A 25,116-nucleotide genomic window follows, 5' to 3' on the forward strand; every position below is an offset into this window, starting at 1 on the left:
CCCTCCATCACAGGAACTCCTCGACGCTCGCTTGACTCTCGCTGTCTGTGCCGTCGGCTTCGTTCGCTGGTGCTCCGTCGTCGCCTTCGCCCTCGTTTGCACCCGCGGTGGCGTCGGTGTCGGACGCGCCATCGCTCGCCGCCGTCTCGGTGTCGGCTGCGAGGGCATCTGACTCCTCGGAAAGCAGTTCGCGGACGTGCCGTTCGACCTCGTCCTTGACGTTCGCGTCGGCGACCTTCGAGGCGCGTATCGTCTCGTCGATGTCGTGGGCGGCCTCGCTCAGTCCGAGCTCGCGGACGCGCTCGGTGACGGCGTCGTCAGGGTCGGCGAAGCTGATCTCCGTTTCTCGCTCCTCGGCCGTGATTTCCCGGTGGTCGGTGACGCGAGCCACGAGCGCACCCCGGTCAAGTGCAAATGATTCGACGCTGGCCGGAGTAACCGGGTCGCCGTCGCCGCTGATGGAGACGATGACGACGGCGTCCGCCAGGTCGTGCTGGCCGACGCGGCTCCGGACCCGTTCGACGCCTTCCTCGGGCCCGAGGTCCACGTCGACAAAGACGAACTCGCGGGTGTCGAGACCGCGACGTGTGATGCGTACTTCGTCGTCGAAGGTGACGATGTTGTAGCCGCGGTCCTCGCGTTCGCTCGCACTCGCGCGCTCGGTCGACCCGCAGTAGGTGACCCAGGTATCTTCGACCTGCTGTTTGCCGGGGTCGTGGTTGTCACCGAGCAACATCGCGTCGAACTCGACCGACGATTCGGTCAGAATTTCTTCGGCGTCCCAGTCGCCGTACTCGAAGGGCTGGAACAGGCCGTGGGTGACCAGCGCGGCGCTGTCTGCGTCGTGGGCGGCAAAATCATAGTCGAGGTCGTCGCGTTGCGAGCGTGGCACGAAATCGAGGCCGTAGAAGGCGGTGTCGCCGATGACAGTCGGCTCGTCGTTGAGCCGCGTCGCCTGGCCGAGTGACTCGTACAGGTCGAGCCACTGGGCGTCCCGCTTGGCCTCGTGGTTTCCTACGACAGCAAGGAAGGGGATACTGGCTTCAGAGAGTTCTTCGAGGACGCTCAGCGTGCCCATGATGTCGGCCAAAGCCGGACGGCGGTCGTGGAACAGGTCACCGGCGTGGACGACAGCGTCAGCGTCGTCCCCGATGGCGTCTCGGACCACCTGCCGGAACGCATCAAGGAAGTCGTCCCGTCGGTCAGGGACGTTGTACTGCTGATATCCGACGTGGGTATCGCCGGTGTGTATCACCCGTGTCATTTGCCCACCTGTAAGCCAGCGCCACCTAAAGGGGTATCGTGAGCGGAGTGAAAGTGGTCGACAGGACTGTAATTGACCCGGTGACTACGACCCATCGTTTGGCCCCGCCGCGGCGTCCCGGTACCGCCGGAACGCTCGCAAAGCCGCCCGCCCCTCATCTGCCAGCCCGCTCACTTCGTGTTCGGCCTGTTCGACGGCCGCTTGGAGTTGGCCGACGCCGAACGTCTCGACGAAGGCGACTGCTCTGTCTAAATCGTCGGTTGCCCGAGACGCTCGCTCGATGACCGTCTGGTAGCCGGCGTCACCGCCCGTCTCATCGGTCGCCATCCGGGCTGTGGTACTATCGCCCTCTCGGTCGGCTGCTCGGGTCGCTTGGCCCCTGTCGTCGCTGTTGCCCTCACCGGCAGCGAGCGCCGAGAGTGCCGCTTTCACCTGGTCGCTATCGGCCATAGCGTGGCGTGGCCACGGCATCCTATATAAATGTTCACCGGTACCGAGGCAGATAATGACGCTGTGGAGACAATCGCCCAACCGAACTGATCGAGAACGCGTACAAGATAGTGAGGTGATTCGTTCGATAGAACTAACGGTCCTGCGATAGTGCTAGCTGACAACGAAATAATAGTATTTTATCATGCCGCTGTGCAAATTTCGCTCCGACGACACGGCGCTTTCGTCAATCACAGTCGTCGCGCTGCTGATTCTGGCAACCCTGCTCATCTCCGTCATCCTCGCGCTGTTCATCCTCGGCGGGTAGGGCGGGGCGAACGTTTTCTGGCAGCGACCGGTGCGTTTCCCGCAGGACCCCGTCCAAGCGTTCAAATAATAGCACGGGACCAGCGCCGAGCATGACAGATATCGAGACGCTGGCCGAACGGCTCCGTACGGTCGAACGCGCTGTCACAGACGGAACGACGGAGTTCCCGGAAGTGACGGAACTCGCTGAGTTGGAGAAGCGCGTGGACGCCCTTGAGCAGCGTATCGCCGACATCGACGAGCGGACGACGGAACTCGAAGCCGCTACACAGGCCCTCCGCGGCTACGTGGGGAATGTTCGCACGGTCAACGAGGATATCGAGCAGCGCGCCGATGCGGCGCTGGCGGCCACTGACCGACTGGAGGAGCAACTCAACGACGCACTGTCGTCGCCGTCGGCATCTAGTCTACAGGCGGCTGAGAGCGATCAGAATCGAACCGAGGGAGTACAGACTGCTCCACGTTCGTCGGACGGCACCCATGCAGCGCCCGACACCGCGACCGACTTCTCCGCGATCACTGACAGCAGCACCCACGACAGGGACGAGACGCCTGATTCGGGCGTCGTCAGCCGCATTCGCGCGCTGCTGTGATATACCGGCTGGTCCTTGCCGTCGTGGTCATGACCGCACTCCTCGGTGTAACAGCCCCGGCACTGTCGACAGCCCGAGCGGACGCAGCCAGCGGCACGATGGAGCGTCAAGTAGACGGGCTGAGGACCGAATTGACGAGGCTAGTCGAAACCGACGCCGCGACAGCGAACGGCGACGCACGGCGAACAGTATCGGTACGAATTCCCGCAGGGACCTACACGAATGCCGGCGTCAGTCAGCTACAGTTCGTGGATCGGGGCGGTGTCGGCGTCGCGACTTGGACGGTCGAGTCCCGGAAACAGACCGAACGGCTGGTCAGCATTCCGATCCGAACGACAGCCGCGACCGACAGACTCGACGAACCCGGCACACATCGGCTCGTATTCGTGCTGACGCGGTCAAACGGCCAGCGGATGCTGCGGGTCCATCGGTTTAAGTTCGAAGCCGCGGCGAGGCGTAGTCATGCGTGAGTGGCTCTTCGGGTCATCGACAGCGGCCGACTGTCGCTGTGAAACGACTATCGAGAGTGGGCGGCTGGTGGTGACGGCCGACGAGTGTCCGGGCGGCGGCGACCTCGCCGCGTCGGCTGACTGCCGGGCGACAGTCGTCGATTCGCTCTCGTCGGCCGGTATCGAGACAGTCGTCACAGCGCAAGCGGGACAGGCGCGAGTGTACGTCGACCGAGCGGCGGCGGTACTCGCCGCGGCAGGCCGGTTCGCGACCAGAGTCGCCTCGCTGGACGACCGCCTCGCAGCCCGTGCCCGACGGGACCCCGTCGCTGCCGCGACAGAGGCAATCGGCCGAGCGGGGCCGGTCGCCGACTTGGCGGCAGAGACCGGATTGGCTGTCGCCACCGAGGGCTTCGACACCAGCGAACAGGCGCTTACTGCCTACACCGGGCCAACGATTAGCGACGCCCGTGTCGGGACAGCGCCGCCGGCGGATGCGACGCTCCGGGGCCAGCAGGCGCTCCCGACAGATGCCATCGTTCGGAGATACGACGCGCACGGCGACCAACTGCCGGTGTATCATATCGAGCCCCGCGAACAGCGGTTCGACCCAGACACGATGGAGACGCTTGTCGAAGCGTACAGGCGAGTCGCGACCGCTGCCACCGACGGCGGCTGTCACCCGTACGATGCAGCTGCCGCGGTGGCCGGTGACAGTACGACGGCAACCGCGGTCGGTGCCGTGCTCGAAAAGCACACGGGCGGGCTCGGGATCTTGGAAGATATCTTCGCCGATAAGCGGGTGTCCGACGTGTTCGCCACAGCCCCAGTGAGTGACATCCGGCTCCGAGTGCGTTGTAACGGTGAAACGATGCGAACGAACGTCCGGCTGACGCCTTCAGGTGCGGACACGCTTGCATCGACATTCAGGCGGTCGAGCGGCCGGGCGTTCTCGCGAGCGAACCCGACGCTCGATGCAACGGCGACGGTGGCTGACCGGCAGATTCGTGTCGCCGGTGTGAGTGAACCGGTCAGTGACGGCCTCGCCTTCGCCTTTCGCGCCCACAACAGCGACGTGTGGCGGTTGGCCGACTTCGTCGACAATGGGACGATGCCGGCCGCCGTCGCCGGACTGCTCTCCGTCGCCGTGGAGCGCGGCGGGGCCTGCCTCGTCGCCGGTCCCCGCGGTGCGGGCAAGACGACAACGCTCGGGGCGTTGCTCTGGGAACTTCCCCACGAGGTCCGGACAATCCTGATCGAGGACACGCCCGAACTTCCGGCGTCGTCGTTGCAGTCCGACGGCCGGGACGTGCAGGCGCTTCGGACCACCAGCGGAGACGGACCATCAGTAGATGCTACAGAGGCCCTGCGGACCGCGCTCCGACTCGGCGAAGGCGCGCTCGCCGTTGGAGAGGTCCGCGGCGAGGAGGCCGGCGTTCTCTACGAGGCGATGCGTGTCGGTGGCGGCGACGGGGCCGTCCTCGGGACGATTCACGGCAACGGCCCCGAAGCCGTTCGGGAACGGTTGGTGTCGGACCTCGACGTCCCGGTCCAGTCGTTCGCCGCGACAGACCTCGTGATAACGCTGGCTCCGCCCGCGTCGGCGCACGGCCGCGGTATCGAATCTGTCGCGGAAATCGTCTCTCATGGCGATTGTGTATCTTTCGAGACACTCTACGAACGCGACGGACCGACAGCGACAGCTACCGGTCGCCTGACGCGGGGTAACAGCCGTCTGGTGGAGTCCATCGCCGCGCCCGACGAGTCCTACGCCGAGGTACTCGACACTATCGAGGCGCGAACCAAACGATTCGAGGAGTCGGTGGCTGTCGAGACACGCGGGAACGAGCCGCCCACAGACGAGGCCCAGCCGTGAGCTACGCCAGCGGTTCAGACGACTCCGGCGACAGCGCGAGCACGGCACCAGCCGCACCGCTCACAACCGCGGTCGTTGCGGCCTACCTGGGCACTGTCGAGGTACCAGACGACTACCGGCGAGCGTGTCAGTTGCTCTCGGTTACGACTCCGCCTGAGGCACTGCTGGCGGCGAGTTACGTCGTTGCCGTGTGTGGCTCCCTGCTCGCACTGCTCGTCGCTGTGACGGTGACCGGACTGCTGGCGACAACCGTCAGCCTCGGGTTCCTCGCCCTGTCTCTGAGCGTTGCGGCGCTGGGACGGTACGGCGTGCCGTTCGCCGCGAAAGCAAAGCGGATTCGAACGCTGGGGGCCGCACCCTCGCTTGTCACGACGCTGGTGCTCGGCGTGACACTGTGGCCAAGCGCCGAACGGGCGGCGGCGTTCGCCGGACGAACCGGACGCGGGCTCCTCGCCACACGGCTGGACCACCATCGGCAGCGAGCCGCGGGCACGCCACGGAGCGGTCTGGGAACGTTCGCGGCGGCTTGGAGCGACCGGTTCCCGGCGCTCGAACGCGCAGTCGGATTGGTCGAGAACGCGACGGCGGCCCCGGCCGAGGAGCGGCCCGAGATCCTCGAACGTGCACGGCGATGCATCCTCGACGGGACGCGCGACGAGATGGCGGCCTTTGCGGCCTCGATTCGCGGACCGGCGACCGGCCTGTACGCCTTCGGTGTGCTCTTGCCGCTGGCGATGGCGTCACTGCTGCCCGCCGCCGCTGCCGCAGGTGTGCCAGTGACAGCTCCCGTGTTGGCTGGGACCTACGGCGTCGTCATGCCCGCCGCGCTGCTGGTCGCCTGTTGCTGGCTTTTAGGACGGCGACCGGTCGCGTTCCCGCCTGCAACAATCCCGCGAAGCCACCCGGACGTGCCGGCGTCGGCACTCCCCTCAGTTGTGGTCGGAATCGGCGCCGGAATCGGGGGGTGGCTCCTTGCCGGCGCGCTCGTCGCTGCGTGGGCGTCTCCTATCGGGGCACTCGGGGCCGGCGTCGGGAGCGCGCTCGTCAGCTACTACCGACCCGTCGCCGAGGTCCGGGACTACGTCACCGACGTTGAAGCAGGCCTGCCGGACGTGCTATCGGCTGTCGGTCGACGGCTGGGTCGCGGCGAGTCAGTCGAAACCGCGCTTGTCGAGGCCGTCGATGAGACACCCACACCGACAAGTGCCGTCATCGAAGCCGCCGTCGCGCGTCAGGAATGCCTCGGGACCAGCGTCGAGGGAGCGTTTCTGGGTCCCGGCGGGGCGCTCGCTGACGTTCCGAGCCGTCGCACCCATCGTGCGGCAATCCTGCTGGATACGGCCGCGACAATCGGGCCACCGGCGGGAACATCCGTGACGGCGATGGGCGAGCATCTCGACGCGCTCCGGGCCATTGAGCGCGAGACGCGCCGAGACCTCGCACAGATAACCGAAACGCTGTCAAACACCGCTGCGCTGTTCGGTCCGCTTATTGGCGGTGCGACCGTCGCGCTGGCCGGGTCGATGGGCGGCGGCGAGCAGTTCGCTACCGTTTCGAGTGCGCTGCTGGGGCCGGTTGTCGGCTGGTACGTGCTCGTTCTGGCTGTGTTGCTGACGATGCTATCGGCGGGGTTGCATCGGGGCCTCGACCGCGCGCTCGCTGGGTACCGAACCGGTCTGGCGCTCCTCTCGGCCACGGCCACCTTCCTCGCCGCCGTCGTCGCGACCGGGCTGCTGGTCTAAGTGTTTAAACCGGAGAACGCGGCCAAGACGGTCCATGTTCGAGACGCACGTCGACACGCTGTCTCTCTGGGTCGGCCTAGGAACAGTGAGCGTGGCCGTCCTTGGTGTCGTCGTCGGCCTCCCGACGACCGCAGCGCCGGACGCGACGGCGGCAGCGGCGACTATCGATGAGGTCACGACCAGCCCGCCCGGGTCCGTCGCACATCGACGACTCGTCGCTACAGAGTGGGCGTTCGATGGCAGCGAAATCCGTCTCCGCAACGACGGCGGGTCAGCCACCGCGCGACTGACTCGAACGGCCGTCCCGGCACAGACCGACCGGCTACAGAATGTGGTGAACGGCGAGCGCCCGGAGGCCGTGTACGAATCACCGGTCGCGTTCAGTCGAGCGACCCGACAGGCACGGACCGCGAACGACGGGTGGCGACCGGCTCCGGACCGGGTGACTGTCAGGCACGTCGCCTGGGGAGGAACCGATGTCACGGTCGTCGGATAGAGCGACGACGGAACCGCTGGTCGCGCTTGTCGCTGTCTTCGCCGTCACGTTTGGCGTGTCCCTGTATGCCGGTGTGGTAGACGACGCGTTCAGCACACTTGACGACGACCGAAATATCGCCACGCCGACCGCCGATACTGTGGAACAGCGGCTCTCGTCGGCTGGCGTCGTTCGGCCCGAAAAACTCGACGGTGCGCTCGAGGGCGTGCCAGAAAACTACCACGGAAACGCGACCATCACAGCGACGACCGGCGCGCGATGGAGCGGTGGCCAAAAGCCACCGACCAGCGCTGACATCGAAGCCAGAACAGTGAGCGTGCGAGTCGGAGCGGGGGCAGTCCGTCGCGGAACGCTCACGGTTCGGGTGTGGCGATGAACAGGGCGATGAGTGCCGTCGCCGACGTGACAGTATTCCTCCTGCTCGTTGGTGCGGCCGCAGGGACCCTCGTGAGCGGCGTCAGCGTCGAGAAGCCGGCGGCGACCACAAGCCCTGCAGCTGACCACGCGTCGACGCTGGCGACGAGTACCGCAAGCGTCGAGTACGATTTGCTCGTCCCACCGTCAGAGTACGGCAGGCCGCCCGACCACGCGACACGGCGGCAACGGACGAGTCACGGGACCGTCGCAGGACTACTCGGTGAGGCTGCGATGAGCGGTGTCACCGTGGACGGCGAACGGGTATCGAGCGCCGGCACAGACTTCGAGTCACGAGTCGCTGCGGTGACGCGTGATAGGCTCCACAGCCGCGGCCATCGAACGTCCGTCTGTGTCACCTGGACACCGTATCCCGGTGCGCCAGTCAGAGGCGAGTACCGCGTCGGCGACCGGCCGCCGGATACTGTCGACGTTCGGGCGGCGACAGTGACCGTCCCGAGCGGGATGGAGAGCGTCTCGGAGCCAGCCCGCGAAGCGGCGGATACAGGCGGCTACGATGGCGTGTCGACGGTCGTGGCTCGAAGCGTCGTCGACGGACTGTTCCCGCCGGCGCAGTCACGCTACGCCCTCCGTGGCGACTACCCGTCGGCCGTGCTGATGGCCGCGCGATACGAGCGGATGGCTGGTCTGACGGGGACGAGCGTTGCCGTTGAGCGACAGTCGACGGTCGAAATGAACCGCGACCTGACCCCGGCGCTTGCCACGCGGCTTCGAACCGATATGCGGTCGCGGTACGACTCACCGGCAGACGCCGCCCGCGCCGTTCGGGTGAGCCGTGTCCGCGTAACTGTCAGGACGTGGTCGCCGTGAGAGACGACAGCCGCGGCCGAGTGCCGTTCGCGTTGCTCGGCGTTCTCCTGCTGGTGAGCAGCCTCACGCTGGCCCCGACGTTCGTCACCGAGCCAGCCCCGAGCGAGACGGGGGTCGAACGGGCGCTGAATCAGGCCATAGCGGAGACCCAGGTCGCCGTGCGGGACGGCGTTTCGACGGCTGGCCAACAGGCGGCCGCGAGCCCGGTTGTCACACCCGCTGACACACCTGCTGGTCGGGTTCTGAACGATTCGACTGCGTTCCGGGACTCGCTCAGAATCCGTGCCTATCTCCGGGTTGCGGACCGACTAGAGCGTGTCTCCGGCCGAAGCGGTGACGTGACCGTGACTGCCAGTCTGCCGGCGGTTGCTAACGCGAGCGGTCTCCGAGCGGCGAAACACCGCATCTCGGTCGAACGCGCCGGGCCGAACAAGACCGCGATGCGGGCGACGGTTGAGAATATCGTTCTGACAGTTCGGCGCAACGGAGCGGTGGTCTCGACGCGGCGCGTTTCGCCGACCGTCGTCGTCCCGACGCAGGCGCTCATGCTCCACGATCAGGTGTCGACCTACCAGACGCGTCTGAACAACGGTCTAGGCAGGCCGGGGCTGAGCCAGCGAATGACAGCCCGGCTGTACCCGATAGCATGGGCAAGAGGGTATGCCCAGTACGGCGGCGCTGGCATCGAAAACGTCGTGGCAAACCGGCACGTCTCGCTGGCGACGAACGGCGCACTGCTCGGCGTCCAGCGGTCGACCTTCGGCCGGAGCGACCCTGCCGGTCGCCGTGCCATAGCAGAGGCGACAGCGATGACGGGAATCGAAGACATCGTTCGGGGTAGCAAGGGAACGGCCCACTCAAGTGCGGTGCTCGACCAAGCCCAGTACAAGCCGGTCAGCGAGACACCACTGCATCCGAAGTCCACGACAGGACCGAGCCCGACCGAATCGATGACTGTCGGCGTCAACGAGACAGCAGACACCACGTTCCGGGCTGTCACTGACCCGTCGACGCTCAACGAGACGCTTGAGGACGCATACACCGTCGAGGTGGCGCTGGAAACCGACAAGCATCGACTGGGCGGAGGCCCGCCGGAGATGCCGCCGTCGCCGGGCACCGGGTGGACACTGGTCGCCGACCGGACGACCACCGCTACGGAGGCAGTCGGGAAGGCTAGCGGTCGCGTCGCAACGCCGGACAGCTGGCATACCTTGGAGACGTTCAGTCGAACTGTCGAGCGCCAGTACACCCGGACAGCTGTCTGGCAGAACGGGTCAGTACGTCGGCGCACAACAAGGTCAAGCACCGTGCGCTATCGCGTGACTGCCGCCGTCGTCGGCCGCCATCACGGCCGTTCACGGGCACCGAACCGCTCGATTCGGACCGCACACGACGCCAGCGCAAGTCCGTTGAACGGGTCGAACTTCGCCGACGTGGAGCCGAAGGCGATAGGCTCGCTCGTCAACCACGCCGGGGGCCGGGACGGAGTGGCCGAACGAGTCGTCGACGATAGCCTGAGCCGGACGGAGGCGACAGTGGCGGCCGACCGACCGCCAGAACTGCACGACTGGGTGTATCGGGACCTGATGGAGCTCCGGGCGTCAGTCCGCAACACGACCGTTACCGTCGAGCGCGGACGCGTCGGGACCTTCGAGACGAGTCCCCCGGAGGAACTCCGGGAGCGGGTCGAGAAACGTCGTGCCACTCTGGCGGCCGTGCCGGAAACCTACGACAGCGCGGCACAGAAGGCACGCGTCGCGGCCCGGCTGACATATCTGAATGCGGTGTCGGCAGAGTTGGACAGGCAGGCCTCGGCGCGGAACGGTCACCGGAAGCGAGTAAATACACAGCTATCGAAACGCACCGAAGGATCGCTGCGTGCCCTCCGAAAAGGATTAACTGCGAGTGAGACGCCCGTTCCGCGGTCACGGCCAGTGCCGGTCGGGCCGGCCGGTCCCGTCAGAACACGGGTCGATACGCAGACACCGTATCTGACGCTGACCGAACTAGACGAGAGTCGGTATCGCGCGCTGGATGGGGGCGAACATCCGCTGGTGGCGCGGAACGCAAACGTGTTCACAGTCCCATACGGTGACGCCGCCGATGCCGTCGTTGGTGGTGCGTTCGAGGGCGGTGACAGGGTACGCCTCGCAATGGCGGCGAACACACTCGCGGCCGCGAACGAGACCCTCAAATCGGAGTCGAACGCGACGCTCGCTTCAGAGCGTGACGCACTCCAGCGGGAGGTCGGGGCGGCCAACACGGAAATGACGACGGCACTCTGGCTGGCGGTCTCCCAACACACTGAGGCTGAACAGGACGAGAGCAAGGCCATCGTCGCTGACGCGATGGAGCAGTGGGACACATCGGCGGTCCGAGCGCTGGCTCTGACCAACGGCTCCGCACAGGAACGGGTCGCCCGTGTCGCCAGTGCGCGACTGACCCTCACACGGGTCGAACGCGACCGCCTCCGCCTGCAGCTGCTCTCGGTCGATGCACCGGCAACTAAACCGACGCTGGGGTCGACAAACGGGACGGCCTCGGCGGTGCGCTCCGTTGCGAAAACCGAACTGAGTAGCGCTCTGGCGAACGCTGGCGAGCGGAAGGTCCAGCAGTTCGCACAGAAGCGGCTCGGGACGGACAGGCTTCCGGCGGGTCTCCCGCTGGCACCGCCAGTTGTCCCTTGGTACGCGACAGCGAACATCTGGTGGGTAACTGTCGAGGGCGAGTACGCACGGTTCGCCGTCTCCGCGAGCCACGGCCGGCCAAGCGCGCCCGGCGCGCGAACGACCTACGCACGCGACGGGCACAACGTCACGCTCGACGTGGACGACGACGGAACAGGCGAGCGATTGGGTACCGCCGACCGTGTCTCGTTCCGAGCCGAGACGGGCGTTGTCGTCGTCGTGCCACCCAAACCGCGCGGAGTCGGTGACAAGGACGGCAACGCCGTGGAGGAATCCAGCGGGTGGCCGGACGCAGGCTCCTAACCACAGGCCGCATAACCGAAGTAAAATACCCCGGGGCCATACCGATTCCCATGCTTCGAGGCGAGTTTCCGGAGGCGGGCGAGCAGTCCCCCGAGGAGTTACTGGCGGCCTACGGCACCGTGCTGGCCGAGACAGTCGAGACAGTCGGGGTCGAGGAGATTGTCGCCGAGACCAGTCTCGATCAGGCGACGGTGACAGCGTTCGCCGACGGCGATATCGCCGACCGGACGCTCGGTGAGGCGGTCACCGTACTGGCGACCGGGCCGGACCGGCCGGACGCCGACGCGCTGCAAGCCGAGGCCCAGGATATCCTCCTGATGGGGATGACGACAGCCGTAATGGACGTGGAATCGCTGGCCTCCGGCATCGACGACGAACTGGAGCCAAAGGAAATCCAGCAGAAAATCGAAGGCCGCTACCCGGTGACACTGGCGGAGTACGCACTCCTGCACAGTCACATCGAGGGGGAACAGCGGTGACGAAGCGCGTTGCCGTTCTGGGCTGTGGCTACGTCGGCCTCGAACTCGGTCGACAACTGCGCGACGACTACGAGGTCGTGGGCGTTCGCCGGTCCGATAGCGGCATCTCGGCTATCGAAGACGCCGGTTTCGAGGCGGTCCGGGCCGACGTAACTGACGCCGAGTCGCTGTCTGCGGTGCCGGACGCCGACTGGCTTGTCTTCGCCGCAAGCTCCGGCGGGCGGGGAGCCGAGGCGGCCCGCGAGGTATACGTCGAGGGGCTCCGGACAGCTATCGACCACTTCTGGTCGCGGGCCGACCCGCCCGAGCGACTGGTGTACACCTCCAGTACCGGTGTCTACGGCGACCACGACGGCGCGTGGGTCGACGAGGACACACCACTGGACCCACAGACCGAGAAGACCGAAGTACTGGCCGAGGCGGAGCGGGTCGCTCGTGAGCGCCCAGTAGAACACGATGGCCACGGAACCGTCGCCCGCTTCGCCGGCCTGTACGGTCCAGACCGCTACCGACTGGAGCGGTATCTGGAGGGACCAGTGACGGCGGGCTACCTGAACATGATCCACCGGGCCGACGCGGCCGGTGCAGTGCGCCACCTGCTGACAGAGGGGCACCGCGAGGAAGTTGTACTGGTCGTCGACGACGAACCCGTCAAGAAGTGGGCTTTTGCCGACTGGCTGGCCGAGCAGTGCGACGTCCCGTTCCCGCCGAAACAGACGACCGAGGAACGACTGGCTGACGAGAGCCTCTCGGAGACCGCAAAGCGTCGTATTCAGACGAGCAAGCGGTGCTCGAACGAACGGCTACGGGAACTGGGCTACGACCTAAAGTACCCGACGTTCCGGGAGGGATACCGCGACGCTATCCGAGGATACCGGCAATATTAGCTGTATCAGGGGCGAACTTTATTACTGATAGGCTGGCGAAAGTCGTGGTATGACACGCGTTGCCGCCGGCGGACTCCAGATTGACGCCGCCGCGGCGTTCGCTAGCGAGAACCCTTTGTTGATCGCTGGTGTCGCTGTGGTCCTTCTCGCCCTCCTCGGTACCGGTATCTGGGTACACCGGTATCTCAACCGAACGCCCGGCGAACGACTGCGTCGAACGTTGACCCACTACGACCGGATTACGGTGTTGATGCACCCGAATCCCGATCCAGACGCGATGGCCTCTGCTCTGGCTGTCAACCAACTCATCGCCGGCACCGAGACATCGGCGTCGCTACAGTACCCGGGGGAGATACGCCGTCCGGAGAACCGGGCCTTCCAGACGGTGTTGGATCTGGACTTCGACCACATCGAGACTGTCAACGACATCAACGGGGAGGCAGTCGTCCTCGTCGACCACAACACGGCACGCGGCTTCCCCGGGGCCGAGGAGGTCGAGCCGGTTGCCGTCATCGACCATCATCCCGGCAACGGGAGTGGCAACGAGTTCACCGACATCCGGTCCGACTACGGGGCCTGTGCGACCATTTTCGCGAGCTACTTCAATCAGTTAGAGTTCGAGTTCAGCGACACGGGGGAGAGTATCGATATCGACGCGGCACCGGCAGAAACCATCCCCTGTGCGCTGGCAACGGGGCTGATGTACGGCATCCAGTCAGATACCCGGTCGCTGACAAACGGGTGTGAGTCCGAGGACTTCGCGGCCGCTGCGTTCCTCTACGATGGGATGGACAGCGATTTGCTCAACCGTATCGCAAACCCCCAAGTCGACGCGGAAGTGCTCGACGTGAAATCCCGGGCCATCGGGAAACGAGAGGTGCGCGCGCCGTACGCGTTCAGCGACGTTGGCGAGGTGTCGAACACGGATGCGATTCCACAGGCAGCCGACGAGCTGGAGACGTTAGAGGGTGTCTCTGCAGTCGTCGTCGTCGGCGAGAAGGAAGGGACCATGCGCATCGCCGGGCGCTCGCGGGACGACCGCGTCCACATCGGCCGGGCGATAGAGGCCGTCGTCGACAATATCCCGATGGCCGAGGGGGGCGGCCACGCGCGGATGGGCGGCGGGAAAGTCCCGATCAAGCACATGGCCGGTCTCGGACCCAGCGATGGAGTCTCCCGTGAAGACTTCCGCGAACGAGTGTTCGACGCTATGAGTGGCGACCTGTAACGGGCGACAGAAACATACCCGCCGGTTCCAGTGAATCTCTGTCCTTTTGTCACTGCCCGACCAACGACTGGTATGGCTACACGGGAGGCGACCTGGGCGTACCGGGACGACCACGACGAGTTCGCGCGTACTTTTTATCGGCGGTTCGGCGACGGCGTCGTCTCCAGCATCGGCATCGGCACGTATCTGGGCGACGCGACCGACGAGCGGGATGCGAGCTACCACGACGCTATCGTCACGGCGCTCGAATCCGGCATCAATGTCGTCGACACGGCGATAAACTACCGCCACCAGCGCTCCGAGCGTGTCGTCGGCGACGCCGTCGCGGACGCCGACGTGGACCGTGAGGCCGTCGCCGTCGCAACCAAGGGCGGCTTCGTCCCCTTCGACGGGGCTCGGCCGGACGACCCCGGCGCGTTCGTCCGGTCGGAGTACCTCGACACCGGCATCGTCGACCGCGACGACCTCGTTGCCGGCCAGCACTGCATTGCGCCTGACTACATCGACGACCAGGTCGACCGGTCGCTGGCGAATCTTGGACTGGATACAATCGATCTCTACTACGTTCACAATCCGGAGACACAACTAAAAGCGACATCCCGAAAGGCAGTGTACGACCAGCTAGAAGCAACCTTCGAGCAACTGGAGGAACGAGCGGCGGCCGGCGATATCAGACACTACGGCGTCGCGACGTGGGGGGGGTTCCGCGTACCCACCGACCACGACAGCTATCTCTCGCTCCCTGAGGTCGTCGAGCGTGCACGCGCGGCGGCAGAGACAATCGGCAACGCGGCGACGCACCTCCGCGCGATTCAGTTGCCCTTTAACGTCGCGATGGCCGACGCGTTCACCGTTGAGTCCCACAACGGCGCGGAAGGGCTGCAGTCGGCGCTGTGGTTCGCTCACGAGGCCGGGCTGGACGTGTTCACCAGCGCATCCATCATGCAGGGCAAGCTGGCCGCGGAGCTCCCGGACGACGTCGCGGCGAAACTCGCAGGCGAAACAAGCGCACAGCGCGCTGTCAACTTCGCACGCAGCGCGCCGGGCGTGACCTGCTCGCTGGTCGGCACGGGATCGGTCGAACACGCCCGGGAGAACGTCGATGCCGGTCGGTACGAGCCGCTCGGTGCTGACGCGTTCGACGCGGTCTTCGAGTAGCTAACTGAGCTCTTTCCACTTGCTATCACACTCGGGACAGACCCGCACCTTCCCGACTTCGTCCGGGTCGTTCTCTGTCGCAAGCGGCTCGTCACAACTGGTACAGGAGAGTCGCCCGTAGTTGTCCTTCTCGACATCGCCGGCCCGGAGGGCCTTCCTCACTGAGTCCATACCTGCCAGTGTGCTACCCGCGTGTAAAAACCCCGTGGCGGCGTTCCGGAACGTTGTTCAGGTGTTCCGGTCTATCACCGGTCGTGTCCCGTCGCCGCATCTTCGGCTCGCTGCTGGGGATGGTGTTCTGCATCAACCTCGCGAGAGTCGTCTTCGCACCACTCATCGAACCGATTCGAGCGACGACGGGCGCTTCTGATGCGACACTGGGACTGCTCGCAACGATGGTCTGGGCCGGGAGTGCCCTCCCACGGCTCCCCACCGGCGTCCTGCTGACTCGGATATCGCGGGCGAAGGTCATCTTCGGTTCCGGTGTCGTGTTGACCATCGGAACGACGTTCACCGCCCTCGCGTTTGACCCGACGCTGTTGCTCGTCGGGGCGTTCACCATGGGGATTGCGAGCGGCGTCTACCTGACCGCGGCAAACACGCTGGTCAGTGAGCTGTTTCCGGAGCGGCCCGGCCGCGCGCTCGGGCAACACGGCGTCGCCGCCCAGCTCGCCGCTGTCGGAGCGCCGGCGCTGATATCGTTTGTTCTCATCGTCGGGACGTGGCGGACCGCGCTACAAGGGATTGCCGTCGCCGCGGGGCTGGTGACCGTCGCTTTCACTATCATCGCAAGACGCTCCCGACTCCCTGACGCTGGGAGCGAAGACCGCGACCTCCTTGGCGCGGCGCGTGCTCAGTGGCATATCATCGTCACCAGCGTCGCGACCATCGGCGTCGCGGGGCTGGTCTGGAACGGGCTGTTCAACTTCTACGTCACCTACGCCACGAGCGTCGGTCTCACGCCCGGTCGGGGACGGACGCTCCTGTTGCTCGCGTTCGGAGCGGGGGTGCCGGCCTTCTACGTCAGCGGTCGGCTGGCCGACCGGCTCCCGTCGATTCCGTACCTCCTGACGATGCTTGCGGCCTTTACCGGCTGTGTGCTGGTGCTCCCATCGCTGACCGGGTTCTGGTCGCTGGCCGCGTTCAGCGTCGTCGTCGGCTACGTCATCCACAGCATCTTCCCGGCGGTGGACGCGTACCTGCTCGGCTCGCTCCCGGACCGCCACCGCGCGAGCGCCTACGCCACCTACGGCGCGGGGATGATGCTGCTACAGGCGCCCGGAAGCGCGCTCGTCGGCCGACTGCTTGATGCCGGCGTCACGTTTCCGACGCTGCTTCGGGGCATGGGCATCGCGTTGCTCGTCGTCCTCGTGGCAATGGTGTCGCTGCACCGCAACGGCCGACTGCCGAGCGCCGCCCGAGCCTAAAGGCTGAAGCCGCTCGGTACCGCGTCACCTGTATGGACCTGCAACCGGACGAGCTGGCTGGCGTCGTCGACCTCTTTGGCTCGCTCACAAGAGCGGAGCTCGTCGACGCCTGCGGCGAACTCGCGTTCAAGCAGGGCGTCGACGCCGACCCGGACGCAGTAGCGGCAGCCATCGACGACGCCGTCGATTCGTACCACCTCGTCGCCGTCGACGACCACGCCGCCGGCACCGACGAGACGGTGCTGGTCGTCGGCCCGGTCGCGTTCCCAACCCTGCCCGACGGTGCGGCTGACCTCCCGCACATCATGGATGTGCCGGCCCGCGACCTCGCGCGTGACGCTGTTATCGAGGCTGTCAAGTCCCGCTTCCGAGAGGACGCGGTGATGGCCGTCAAGAACGACGACGGGGACCGCGTCGAGACGCTGCTGGACGTGAGCTACGACATCGAAGCCTGGGAGAACGTCGAGATGGACGGCCTCCGCGACCGCCTCGACGACGTGTGAAGCCAGCGCTCCGAAATCCCAAACGATTAAATCAGATGTTTCGAGCGAGTGAGCCACCCGAATTAAGACGGTCGGTCACCTACCGTATGCTATGCAGTTCGACCGGGTTGCGGCCCACGAGCCAGTCGTCGTGGACGATGAGCCACAGGAGGCCGCCGTCATCGCTCCGGTCGTCACGCGACCTGCGGGCGAGGCGATACTGTTCACGAAGCGCGCCGACCACCTGTCGGACCACCCCGGGCAGATGTCGTTCCCCGGCGGCGGCCGCGAACCCGAAGACGATGACCTGCTGCGGACTGCGCTTCGAGAGGCAAACGAGGAGATCGGGCTCGACCCGCTGGCGGTCAACGTCGTCGGTCGGCTGGACGACATCAGGACCATCACGCGCTACTCCGTGCGCCCGTTCGTCGGACGAATCCCAGACCGTGACTACCTGCCCTCGGACGAAGAAGTCGCGGAGATCGTCACGCTTCCGGTGTCGGAACTGACTGACTTAGACAACTACGAGTCAGAGCACCGCGACCACCCCCACTACGGGGAGATTCGCCTCCATTTCTTTTACGTCGACGGCTACACTGTCTGGGGCGCGACGGCGCGGATGCTCGTCCAGTTGCTCGAACTCGCGACCGACTGGCGGATGCCGCCCGAACCTGACCGATACATGGAGCCCGACGACGAGCTGCCGCCGAGCGTGCGCGACGAAGCTGAGTGAAGCAGGGCCGACTGTGCCGGGGCCGAGAGCGACAGGATTTTCCAGCCCCGTGACGTTGACCGCGTACTGGATGACCACGCTTACCGGTGCGACACTGGCGGCCGCCGGCATCGACGCGGTGGCGCTCAAGCCGACGGAAGTGGACGTGTCGCAGGCAACGGCCCTCGATGTTGAGACGCTTGCAATCGATTACGAGGGTGCGGCCCACGTCCCAGACGCCGAGGCCATCGAGCGACTGGCGTCGGCCGCTGACGTGCGCGTCACTACGCCAGTCCGGGCCGACGGCTTCGACCCACTGGGCGACGATAGCGGGTTCGACGCGCTGCCGGCGGATGCGGGCCGTGTTCTGGTCGCCGGCCACAGCGCGTATCTCTCCGAAGACGAGGGTGAACGAGCCGTCGCACCGCGGCTTCGGGCGGCCGTCGACGACGCCAGCGATCCATGGGTCGGCACGGAGGGCATTGAGCGCCTCGCGCTGGCAGTCGGCGGGACACAGTACGAACTCCTCTCGCGGACGACGGCCCGCGACGTTCGGACGCTCCGCACGGCGGGCTTCGACGGTTCGATTGCCGTTTACGCCCCCTTGGTGCTCTCGAACAGCGAGGACGCGATGCTGGACGCCGTCGGCGACTACGCGGCCCGGCGCGGCCCGGTCCGGAACGCACTGCCCGATGGCGCACCGACGGACAGCCGAGCGACGGGGCGGGCCAGAGATGTACTCAAACAGGCCATCCGCGATTACGCGCTCGTCGGCTCCGTCGAGACAGTCGCCGAGCGAACCGAGCGGCTCCGCGACATCGGTGTCGACACGATTGTCGGCTATCCGGCGCGTGGACTCGACCCCTTCCTCTCGTAGATGACCGTCGCCGTTGTCGGCGGCGGGGCCGTCGGTCTCTCGACCGCGCTGGCACTGTGTCGCCGCGGCGAATCGGTCACGGTGTTCGAACGCGACGCCCTCGGGAGCGGTGCGACCGGCCGCGCGGCGGGCCTGTGTTACGACGCCTTCGCCGACGGCGTGGACGCGGGCGTCGCTGCGGACGCGCTCGGTCGCTACCGCGATCTTGACCTGTTCGAGCCACAGCCCTACGTCTGGGTTGCACGCAACGAAGGCGACGCCACAGCTGTCCGCGAGCAGATAGCGGGGATGCAGCGCAACGGTGTCGCCGTCAAGGCGCTCACGCCGACGGCACTCGGCGACCGCTACCCCGCACTCGATACCAGCGGCATCGAGGTGGCCGGTCTCGCCCGCGACGCCGGCGTACTCGACCCGGACGAGGTGGTGGCGACGCTCGCTGAGCGGGCCGAGGAAAACGGCGCGACCATCGAGACGCACACGCCAGTCTCGCTCGGCTCGCCGACCAGCGTCGAAACAGCGGACCAAACCCGGGCGTTCGACGCGGTGGTCATCGCGGCTGGCCCGCGAACGAAATCGCTCGTCGCCACTGTCGGCGTCTCGCTCGCACTGAAAACCTATCGAGCACAGGCCCTCGTGACCGAGCCGGTCGATGCCACGCTACCGTCGTTTTACGACGCGACGCGGGAGTTCTACTGGCGGCCGAAAGCCGACGCACTACTAGTCGGTGACGGCGCACACGAGACCGACCCGACGGACTGGAACCCGGACGCGGACGCCGAGTTCGTCACTCGGACTCTCGACCGCGTCGAGCAAGCGTCGGCGCTCACGCCGGCCTGTGACAGAGCCTGGGCTGGCCTGTGTACGGCGACGCCCGACGGCGCGCCGTTGGCCGGACAGGTCGCCGACGGGCTCTGGGTGGCGACTGGCTGGCAGGGCCACGGGCTCATGCGGGCTCCGGCGCTTGGGAACTATCTCGCCGCAGACGTTCTCAATCGCCCGAACCCGCTTTCGGAACACCTGCCTGATCGCGTCGACCCGACACGGTTCGACGGCTCCGAAGAGTTCGCTGCGCTGGACGACCCGACGCGTGACTGGGGCGGCTGAATTCGCTGTGAGAATCTGTATGCAGATCGATCAGGCGTCGTCTTCGCTTTCGTCGGCCGAGTCGGTCACGTCTTCGACATCGGCGTCTGCATCTGCGTCGGCCCCTTCGTGGCTCTCGCTGTCGTCGGTTGCAACGCCGACATCCGTTGCCTCGTCCTCATCGTGGTCCGCCTCGGCCTTCGGAACACGGACGTGGAGCGTTCCGTTGCTCTTGAGCGTGGCTTGGGCCGCCTCCGGGTCGACAGCGGCGTCGCTCGGCAGGGTGACGCTTCCGTCGAGTGCGAGCCCGCGGCCGGGGTAGCGCATCTCGAAGCCCTCGTAGAAATCACGGAACCGGTCGATACGGACCTCCACGCGGTCATCGACGTACCGGACCTGAATGTCCGACGCGGTCGTTCCGGGCGCGTCGAAGACGACGAGATAGGCGTCTTCCGACTCCAGCAGGTCCGAGGCCAGCGGCTTGTTCTCCTGAACTCGACCGGCGGCCCGACCGATGTTCTCGAATATCGCGTCGCTGATAGAGGAGCCGATGTCCCGCATCATAGTTCCACTTCGTCAAGACAGTCCGTCCCGCCACAGTACGGGCAGGAGAACGCCGCGAGTTCGACATCGTCCGGCATATCGTACGTGTAGTGCATCTCGAACATGTCGAGTTCGCAGCTGTCGTCCGTGCAGACGACCTCCATAGTGGCTGGCATACTATTCCGTTGGTCCGTCGGGGACAAACCCCTTACGGACGGGGCCGGGGTTACCCCGTCCTGCCAGTCCCAACATTGATGCCGTCACCGGCGTACTCGGGCGTATGAGTGAACGCGTCCTCGGGGCGGATTTCAGCGGCGCAGCAGCCGCTGGCGACGCGCTCTGGGTCACCGAGGCGATATCGACGGACGACGGGCTCGAAATTCAACGGTGCTACCGCGGAACCGATGAGTGGGGTCGTGACCGTGAAGCGGCCCATGCAGGCCTCGTCGACCGCATTACCGACGACGATGTGAGCACGGTCGGGCTGGATTTCCCGTTCAGCCTGCCACAGGCGCTACTTGATGCGCAGTGTGGCGGGACCTGGACCGGTTTCGTGGACTGGCTCGCGAGCGGGAGCGGCCCGACCGACCCGGGGTCGCTCTCCGAGGCCTGCCGCCACACCGCCGAGATGGCGACCGGAAGCCGTGACCTGCGCCGGGAGACTGACTTCCGACGCGGTGCACTGTGTCCGTACACGAATCGGACCCGTAGCATGACCTTCTACGGCGTCCGGGACGTACTCGGGAAACTGCGAGCCGACGACGACACGGCCGTCGTGCCGATGCAGGGCTGGGACGCCGACACGCTCGTCGCCGAGGTGTACCCCGCTGCAACCTTTGGCTGGTTGGGCTGTTACCGTGAGGGATACAAGAACGTCGATGACCCCCGACAGCGCCGGGAAGCAAACGTTGCGGCGGTCGAAGCCTGTAGCGTCACCGTCGGCGACCACCGCGATACCTACCTCGGGAACCACGACGCGCTGGACTCGCTGGCCGCTGTCGTCTCCGCAAGCCGACTGGCTGACGGTGCCAGACCGCCCGCAGCAGGCCCACAGAGTGAAGGCTGTATCTACGTCTGACGACGCAGTGGCGTCGGTGTCCCAGATCGAAGCCCGGCATATATCAGTTTCCGGACCAACTAGCGTCTATGCCTGACGACCAGGGCGGCTTCGAGGGCGTCCGCGAGAACGTCGACGGCCACCCGATGGTCAACCTCGTCGGCTACGCCACGTCCTACTGGCTCCGGCTGTTCGTCGGTATTCTGGCGGCGTTCTGTACCCGGTTCGCCCGCCTCGTGCCGCCGATAATCGTAGCTGCAGCCATCGACCGCGTCGTCCTCACCAGCGGCGAACCGGGGCTGCTGACCGACGCTGGGCTGTTGCCGCCCGGCGAAATCACGGGCGAAGCCGCCCGGATCGCCTTCCTCCAGCGGCTCGTCGTCATCGCAGCCATCGCGTATCTCATCCGGTCAGCGGCGCGTTTCGGCTCCAGATACCTGCTCCAGTCCAGCGCCCAGAAGATACAGCGGGACCTCCGGAACGACACGTACGACCACCTCCAGCACCTCTCGCTGTCGTTCTTTGCGAACCACCAGACCGGCGGGATGATGTCGATACTCAACAGCGATATCAACCGCCTGGAGTCGTTTCTCAACACGGAGTTCCGCCAGCTAATCCGGGTGGTGGCGACCGTCGGCGGCATCGCCGTTATCCTCTACACATACTCCCCGAAGCTGGCGCTCATCGCGCTCGCGCCGGTCCCGATTATCGGCGTCGCCAGCGGCTTTTTTCTCACGTGGATCGAGCCGCGGTACCGCTCGATTCGCCAGACGGTCTCGCGACTCAACACCCGGCTAGAGAACAACCTTAGCGGCGCGCCGGTCATCAAAGCGTTCGACCGCTACGACTTCGAGCGCAAGCGGGTGACCGACCAGAGCCAGACGTACCACGACGAGAAAGTCGCAGCCCTTCGAATCCGCCGGGCCTTCTTCGCCGGCCTGCGACTGCTGACCGGCATCGTGTTCGTCCTGATTCTGTACGTCGCCGGGATGGACTTCATCACGAACCCACAGGGTGAGGCGGCGCTGTCAGCGGGGGCCTTTACCGCCTTCTTCCTCTACATCCGCCGGCTGTACTCGCCGATGCGCCGCGTGGGCAAGTCGGCAAACAAGTACCAACTCGCGAAGTCCAGCGCAGAGCGCGTGTTCGGCCTACTGGGGCAGGAACCCGAAGTCACCGACCCCGCGGACCCGTACGAACCCGATAGCATCGACGGGTCGGTCGAGTTCGACGACGTGACCTTCGGCTACGGCGACGAGCCGCCGGTCGTTCGTGACGTGTCGCTGGACGTGCCCGCCGGCGCGACCATCGGGCTGGCTGGTGCGACCGGAGCCGGCAAATCAACCTTGCTGAAACTGGTGCCGCGGTTCCACGACGTGGATGCTGGTGCGGTCCGGGTTGACGGCGTCGACGTGCGCGAGTACGGCCTCCAGAGCCTCAGGAGCGAAATCGCCGTCGTCGAACAGCAGCCGTACCTGTTCTCGGGGACGGTCGCCGAGAACATCGCTTACGGCGACCGCGAGGTGCTTGATGCCGAGCAGGCGGACAGCGAGGCGCGAGAGACTGGCTGGGAGACAGCCCGCGACCGCGTCCGCGACGCGGCGGAAGCCGCACAGGCCCACGAGTTCATCGAGGACCTGCCGGATGGGTACGACACGCAGATCGGCGAGCGCGGCATCAAGCTCTCCGGCGGCCAGCGCCAGCGCGTCGCCATCGCCCGTGCCCTGCTGAACGACCCCGAAATTATCATCTTCGACGAGGCGACCAGCGACGTAGACACGGAGACGGAGGACCGCATTCAGGAGAGTATCGAACAGCTGGTCGCGGACCGCACCGCCTTCGTCATCGCTCACCGCCTCTCGACGATTCAGGACGCGGACCGCATCGTTGTGATGGACGACGGCGAAATCGTCGAACGCGGTAGCCACACCGACCTGCTCGCGGCCGACGGCGATTACGCTGATCTCTGGCACGCCCAGGCCGACGACCGAACGGTCAGCGCCGACGACTGAGACTGCTGCTGTCCGACCACCGCCAAGTCCTCGATTGGGTCTACTCGAACTTACCGCGCCGCCGAAGACGTGATTCCACCGTTCAAGTCCACAGCACCCAGCGTGGCTCGCCAAGAGGACGCCAGTCGAGTGCATCTTAGTCGCGACTTCGCGTCTGCTACACTGGCGCGTGCCAACAACACCCCTGAAAGAGATACTTTCTCATATGCACTACAGAGATATTATCGCTCTTTTTAATACATATCAGTTATTAGGTCGGCGTAAGCGTGACATCACTCACTCTCGAACCGCTGACGTACGAGGACATCCCGTCGGAGCGCCGGCCGGGGGTCCTTCAGGCGCTAGTCCCTGTACTCGGTGTCGTCCTGTTCCTCGGCATCGGATCGGGATATCTGAAGCTGGCCCCACACGGGCCGCTGCTCTGGAGCATTGTACTGACTGGTGCAGTCGGCAAATACTGGCTTGGCTACTCGTGGGACGACCTCTACGAAGGGCTCGCGGACAGTCTGCTGATGGGACTGCAGGCGATTCTCATCCTGTTCATCATCTACGGCCTCATCGCGACGTGGGTGAGCGCGGGGACCATCCCCGGGCTGATGTACTACGGCCTCTCGATACTGACACCGGACGTGTTCCTGCCGGCGACAGCGCTGCTTGCGATGGTCGTCGCGTTTTCCATCGGGTCGTCGTGGACGACGGCCGGTACCCTCGGCGTGGCCTTCATCGGCATCGGCTCCGGTCTGGGTGTGCCGACCCCGATGACCGCTGGTGCCATCCTCTCGGGTGCCTACGCGGGCGACAAACAGTCTCCCCTCTCGGACACGACGAACCTCGCGGCCGCCGTGACGAACACCGACCTCTATGACCACATCCGGGCGATGCGCAACGGGACTGTGCTGGCGTTTGGCCTCTCAGTCCTGCTCTACGCTGTTCTGGGACTGCGTGCCGTCGGTGAAATCCCGACCGGGCGTGTCGCCGAGATACAGGGCGCACTCGCTGGGAGCTACGACCTCTCAGTGCTGGTACTCATCCCGCTCGTTGTCACCTTCGGGCTGGCGCTGTACGGAATCCCGGCACTCCCGACGCTCGTCGCCGGGGTCTTTGCCGGGGCTTTCACGACCATCTTCGTGCAGGGCCGGTCGTTCACTGCCGCCTGGACTGTCTTTCTCGATGGGACGGCCCCTGAGACGGGGACGGCACTCGTGAACGATCTGCTGGCCAGCGGTGGTATCTCGGGGTCGGCCTGGACGATTGCCGTCGTCGTCGCGGCCCTCAGTCTTGGCGGACTCCTCGAACGGACCGGTGTCCTCGCTGTGCTCGCACACCACCTCGCAACCGCTGTCCGCGGCCAGCGCAGCCTAGTCGTCGGGACCGGCATTTCGGCCATCTTTGTCAACGCCTTCTCGGCCCAGCAGTACATGAGCATCGTCGTGCCCGGGCTCACGCTCCGGAACCTCTACGACGAGTACGGCCTGACAAGCGACGATCTCTCGCAGGCTATCGAATCCGCCGGGACCCCGACCGGCGCACTCTTCCCGTGGCACGCCGGTGCCGTCTACATGTCTGCGGTCTTCGGGGTTGGAACGCTTGCCTACGCCCCGTACTACTTCTTCGCGTTCCTCTCGCCGTTGCTCCTGTTTGCGACAACGCTGTTCGGCGGACGGTACGACGGGTTCGAGCAGGCTGATTCGGTCGCGTCGTCCGCTGTCGCCGACGACTGAGTTCGTCTACCTCTGGGTGATTCTGTCACTGCATCATCC

General features: G+C 65.9%; 23 protein-coding genes. 20 read left to right on the plus strand and 3 right to left on the minus strand.

The features are described 5' to 3' along the window. Window positions 1-7: 7 nt before the first annotated feature. A complete protein-coding gene (locus tag BVU17_11500; protein AUG48116.1) occupies window positions 8-1,264 on the minus strand; it encodes a DNA repair exonuclease in 1,257 nt (418 codons plus the stop codon). 84 nt (window positions 1,265-1,348) lie between these two features. Beyond that, window positions 1,349-1,714 (minus strand): hypothetical protein, encoded by a 366-nt coding sequence (locus tag BVU17_11505; GenBank protein ID AUG48117.1) that lies wholly within the window; start codon window positions 1,712-1,714, stop codon window positions 1,349-1,351. Between the two features lie 398 nt (window positions 1,715-2,112). Between BVU17_11505 and BVU17_11510 the strand changes: the two genes are divergently transcribed. The 17 genes from BVU17_11510 (at window position 2,113) to BVU17_11590 (ending at window position 19,765) form a co-directional block, all read left to right on the plus strand. Next, window positions 2,113-2,613 (plus strand): hypothetical protein, encoded by a 501-nt coding sequence (locus BVU17_11510; protein ID AUG48118.1) that lies wholly within the window; start codon window positions 2,113-2,115, stop codon window positions 2,611-2,613. Further along, entirely contained in the window at window positions 2,610-3,083 is a 474-nt protein-coding gene (locus tag BVU17_11515; protein ID AUG48119.1) for a hypothetical protein, read from the plus strand. The genes BVU17_11510 and BVU17_11515 overlap by 4 nt, the downstream gene beginning before the upstream one ends. Continuing rightward, window positions 3,076-4,938 carry a type II secretion protein gene (locus tag BVU17_11520; GenBank protein ID AUG48120.1) on the plus strand — a complete coding sequence of 621 codons (1,863 nt, stop codon included), beginning with the start codon at window positions 3,076-3,078 and terminating at the stop codon, window positions 4,936-4,938. Before BVU17_11515 ends, BVU17_11520 begins: the two co-directional genes overlap by 8 nt. Next, window positions 4,935-6,680 (plus strand): type II secretion system protein, encoded by a 1,746-nt coding sequence (locus BVU17_11525; protein ID AUG48121.1) that lies wholly within the window; start codon window positions 4,935-4,937, stop codon window positions 6,678-6,680. Before BVU17_11520 ends, BVU17_11525 begins: the two co-directional genes overlap by 4 nt. A gap of 34 nt (window positions 6,681-6,714) precedes the next feature. Continuing rightward, a complete protein-coding gene (locus BVU17_11530) occupies window positions 6,715-7,176 on the plus strand; it encodes a hypothetical protein (protein ID AUG48122.1) in 462 nt (153 codons plus the stop codon). Next, window positions 7,157-7,552 carry a hypothetical protein gene (locus tag BVU17_11535; GenBank protein ID AUG48123.1) on the plus strand — a complete coding sequence of 132 codons (396 nt, stop codon included), beginning with the start codon at window positions 7,157-7,159 and terminating at the stop codon, window positions 7,550-7,552. Before BVU17_11530 ends, BVU17_11535 begins: the two co-directional genes overlap by 20 nt. A gap of 8 nt (window positions 7,553-7,560) precedes the next feature. Beyond that, a complete protein-coding gene (locus BVU17_11540; protein ID AUG48124.1) occupies window positions 7,561-8,421 on the plus strand; it encodes a hypothetical protein in 861 nt (286 codons plus the stop codon). Continuing rightward, complete coding sequence (locus BVU17_11545; GenBank protein AUG48125.1) at window positions 8,409-11,411, plus strand: hypothetical protein; 3,003 nt, start codon at window positions 8,409-8,411, stop codon at window positions 11,409-11,411. The genes BVU17_11540 and BVU17_11545 overlap by 13 nt, the downstream gene beginning before the upstream one ends. Window positions 11,412-11,461: 50 nt before the next feature. Continuing rightward, entirely contained in the window at window positions 11,462-11,890 is a 429-nt protein-coding gene (locus tag BVU17_11550) for a hypothetical protein (GenBank protein ID AUG48126.1), read from the plus strand. Continuing rightward, window positions 11,887-12,777: an NAD(P)-dependent oxidoreductase gene (locus tag BVU17_11555; GenBank protein ID AUG48127.1), complete on the plus strand. Its 891-nt coding sequence runs from the start codon at window positions 11,887-11,889 to the stop codon at window positions 12,775-12,777. Before BVU17_11550 ends, BVU17_11555 begins: the two co-directional genes overlap by 4 nt. A 49-nt stretch (window positions 12,778-12,826) precedes the next feature. Next, complete coding sequence (locus BVU17_11560; GenBank protein AUG48128.1) at window positions 12,827-14,005, plus strand: RNA-binding protein; 1,179 nt, start codon at window positions 12,827-12,829, stop codon at window positions 14,003-14,005. A gap of 72 nt (window positions 14,006-14,077) precedes the next feature. Next, a complete protein-coding gene (locus BVU17_11565) occupies window positions 14,078-15,163 on the plus strand; it encodes an oxidoreductase (protein AUG48129.1) in 1,086 nt (361 codons plus the stop codon). A 290-nt stretch (window positions 15,164-15,453) separates the two neighbouring features. Next, window positions 15,454-16,590: an MFS transporter gene (locus tag BVU17_11570; protein AUG48899.1), complete on the plus strand. Its 1,137-nt coding sequence runs from the start codon at window positions 15,454-15,456 to the stop codon at window positions 16,588-16,590. A gap of 32 nt (window positions 16,591-16,622) precedes the next feature. Then, on the plus strand, window positions 16,623-17,093 hold the full coding sequence (locus tag BVU17_11575; protein AUG48130.1) for a hypothetical protein: 471 nt from the start codon (window positions 16,623-16,625) through the stop codon (window positions 17,091-17,093). 91 nt (window positions 17,094-17,184) lie between these two features. Beyond that, window positions 17,185-17,805, plus strand: coding sequence for a coenzyme A pyrophosphatase (locus tag BVU17_11580; GenBank protein ID AUG48131.1), 621 nt, complete (start codon window positions 17,185-17,187; stop codon window positions 17,803-17,805). 70 nt (window positions 17,806-17,875) lie between these two features. Continuing rightward, on the plus strand, window positions 17,876-18,661 hold the full coding sequence (locus BVU17_11585; protein AUG48132.1) for a luciferase: 786 nt from the start codon (window positions 17,876-17,878) through the stop codon (window positions 18,659-18,661). Continuing rightward, window positions 18,662-19,765 carry a sarcosine oxidase gene (locus BVU17_11590; protein AUG48133.1) on the plus strand — a complete coding sequence of 368 codons (1,104 nt, stop codon included), beginning with the start codon at window positions 18,662-18,664 and terminating at the stop codon, window positions 19,763-19,765. It abuts the gene before it with no gap. A 30-nt stretch (window positions 19,766-19,795) separates the two neighbouring features. Here the strand turns inward: BVU17_11590 and BVU17_11595 are convergent, their stop codons facing one another. Continuing rightward, window positions 19,796-20,305 carry a molecular chaperone Hsp20 gene (locus BVU17_11595; protein ID AUG48134.1) on the minus strand — a complete coding sequence of 170 codons (510 nt, stop codon included), beginning with the start codon at window positions 20,303-20,305 and terminating at the stop codon, window positions 19,796-19,798. A 262-nt stretch (window positions 20,306-20,567) separates the two neighbouring features. On the opposite strand from BVU17_11595, the gene BVU17_11600 reads away from it, so the two are divergent. The 3 genes from BVU17_11600 (at window position 20,568) to BVU17_11610 (ending at window position 25,077) form a co-directional block, all read left to right on the plus strand. Next, window positions 20,568-21,365, plus strand: coding sequence for a hypothetical protein (locus tag BVU17_11600; GenBank protein AUG48135.1), 798 nt, complete (start codon window positions 20,568-20,570; stop codon window positions 21,363-21,365). Between the two features lie 68 nt (window positions 21,366-21,433). Then, window positions 21,434-23,356 carry an ABC transporter ATP-binding protein gene (locus BVU17_11605; GenBank protein AUG48136.1) on the plus strand — a complete coding sequence of 641 codons (1,923 nt, stop codon included), beginning with the start codon at window positions 21,434-21,436 and terminating at the stop codon, window positions 23,354-23,356. A gap of 266 nt (window positions 23,357-23,622) precedes the next feature. Beyond that, window positions 23,623-25,077, plus strand: a complete 1,455-nt coding sequence (locus tag BVU17_11610; GenBank protein ID AUG48137.1) for a Na+/H+ antiporter NhaC — start codon at window positions 23,623-23,625, stop codon at window positions 25,075-25,077. Window positions 25,078-25,116: the final 39 nt, after the last annotated feature.

Source organism: Haloarcula taiwanensis (assembly GCA_002844335.1).
GTDB lineage: Archaea > Halobacteriota > Halobacteria > Halobacteriales > Haloarculaceae > Haloarcula > Haloarcula taiwanensis.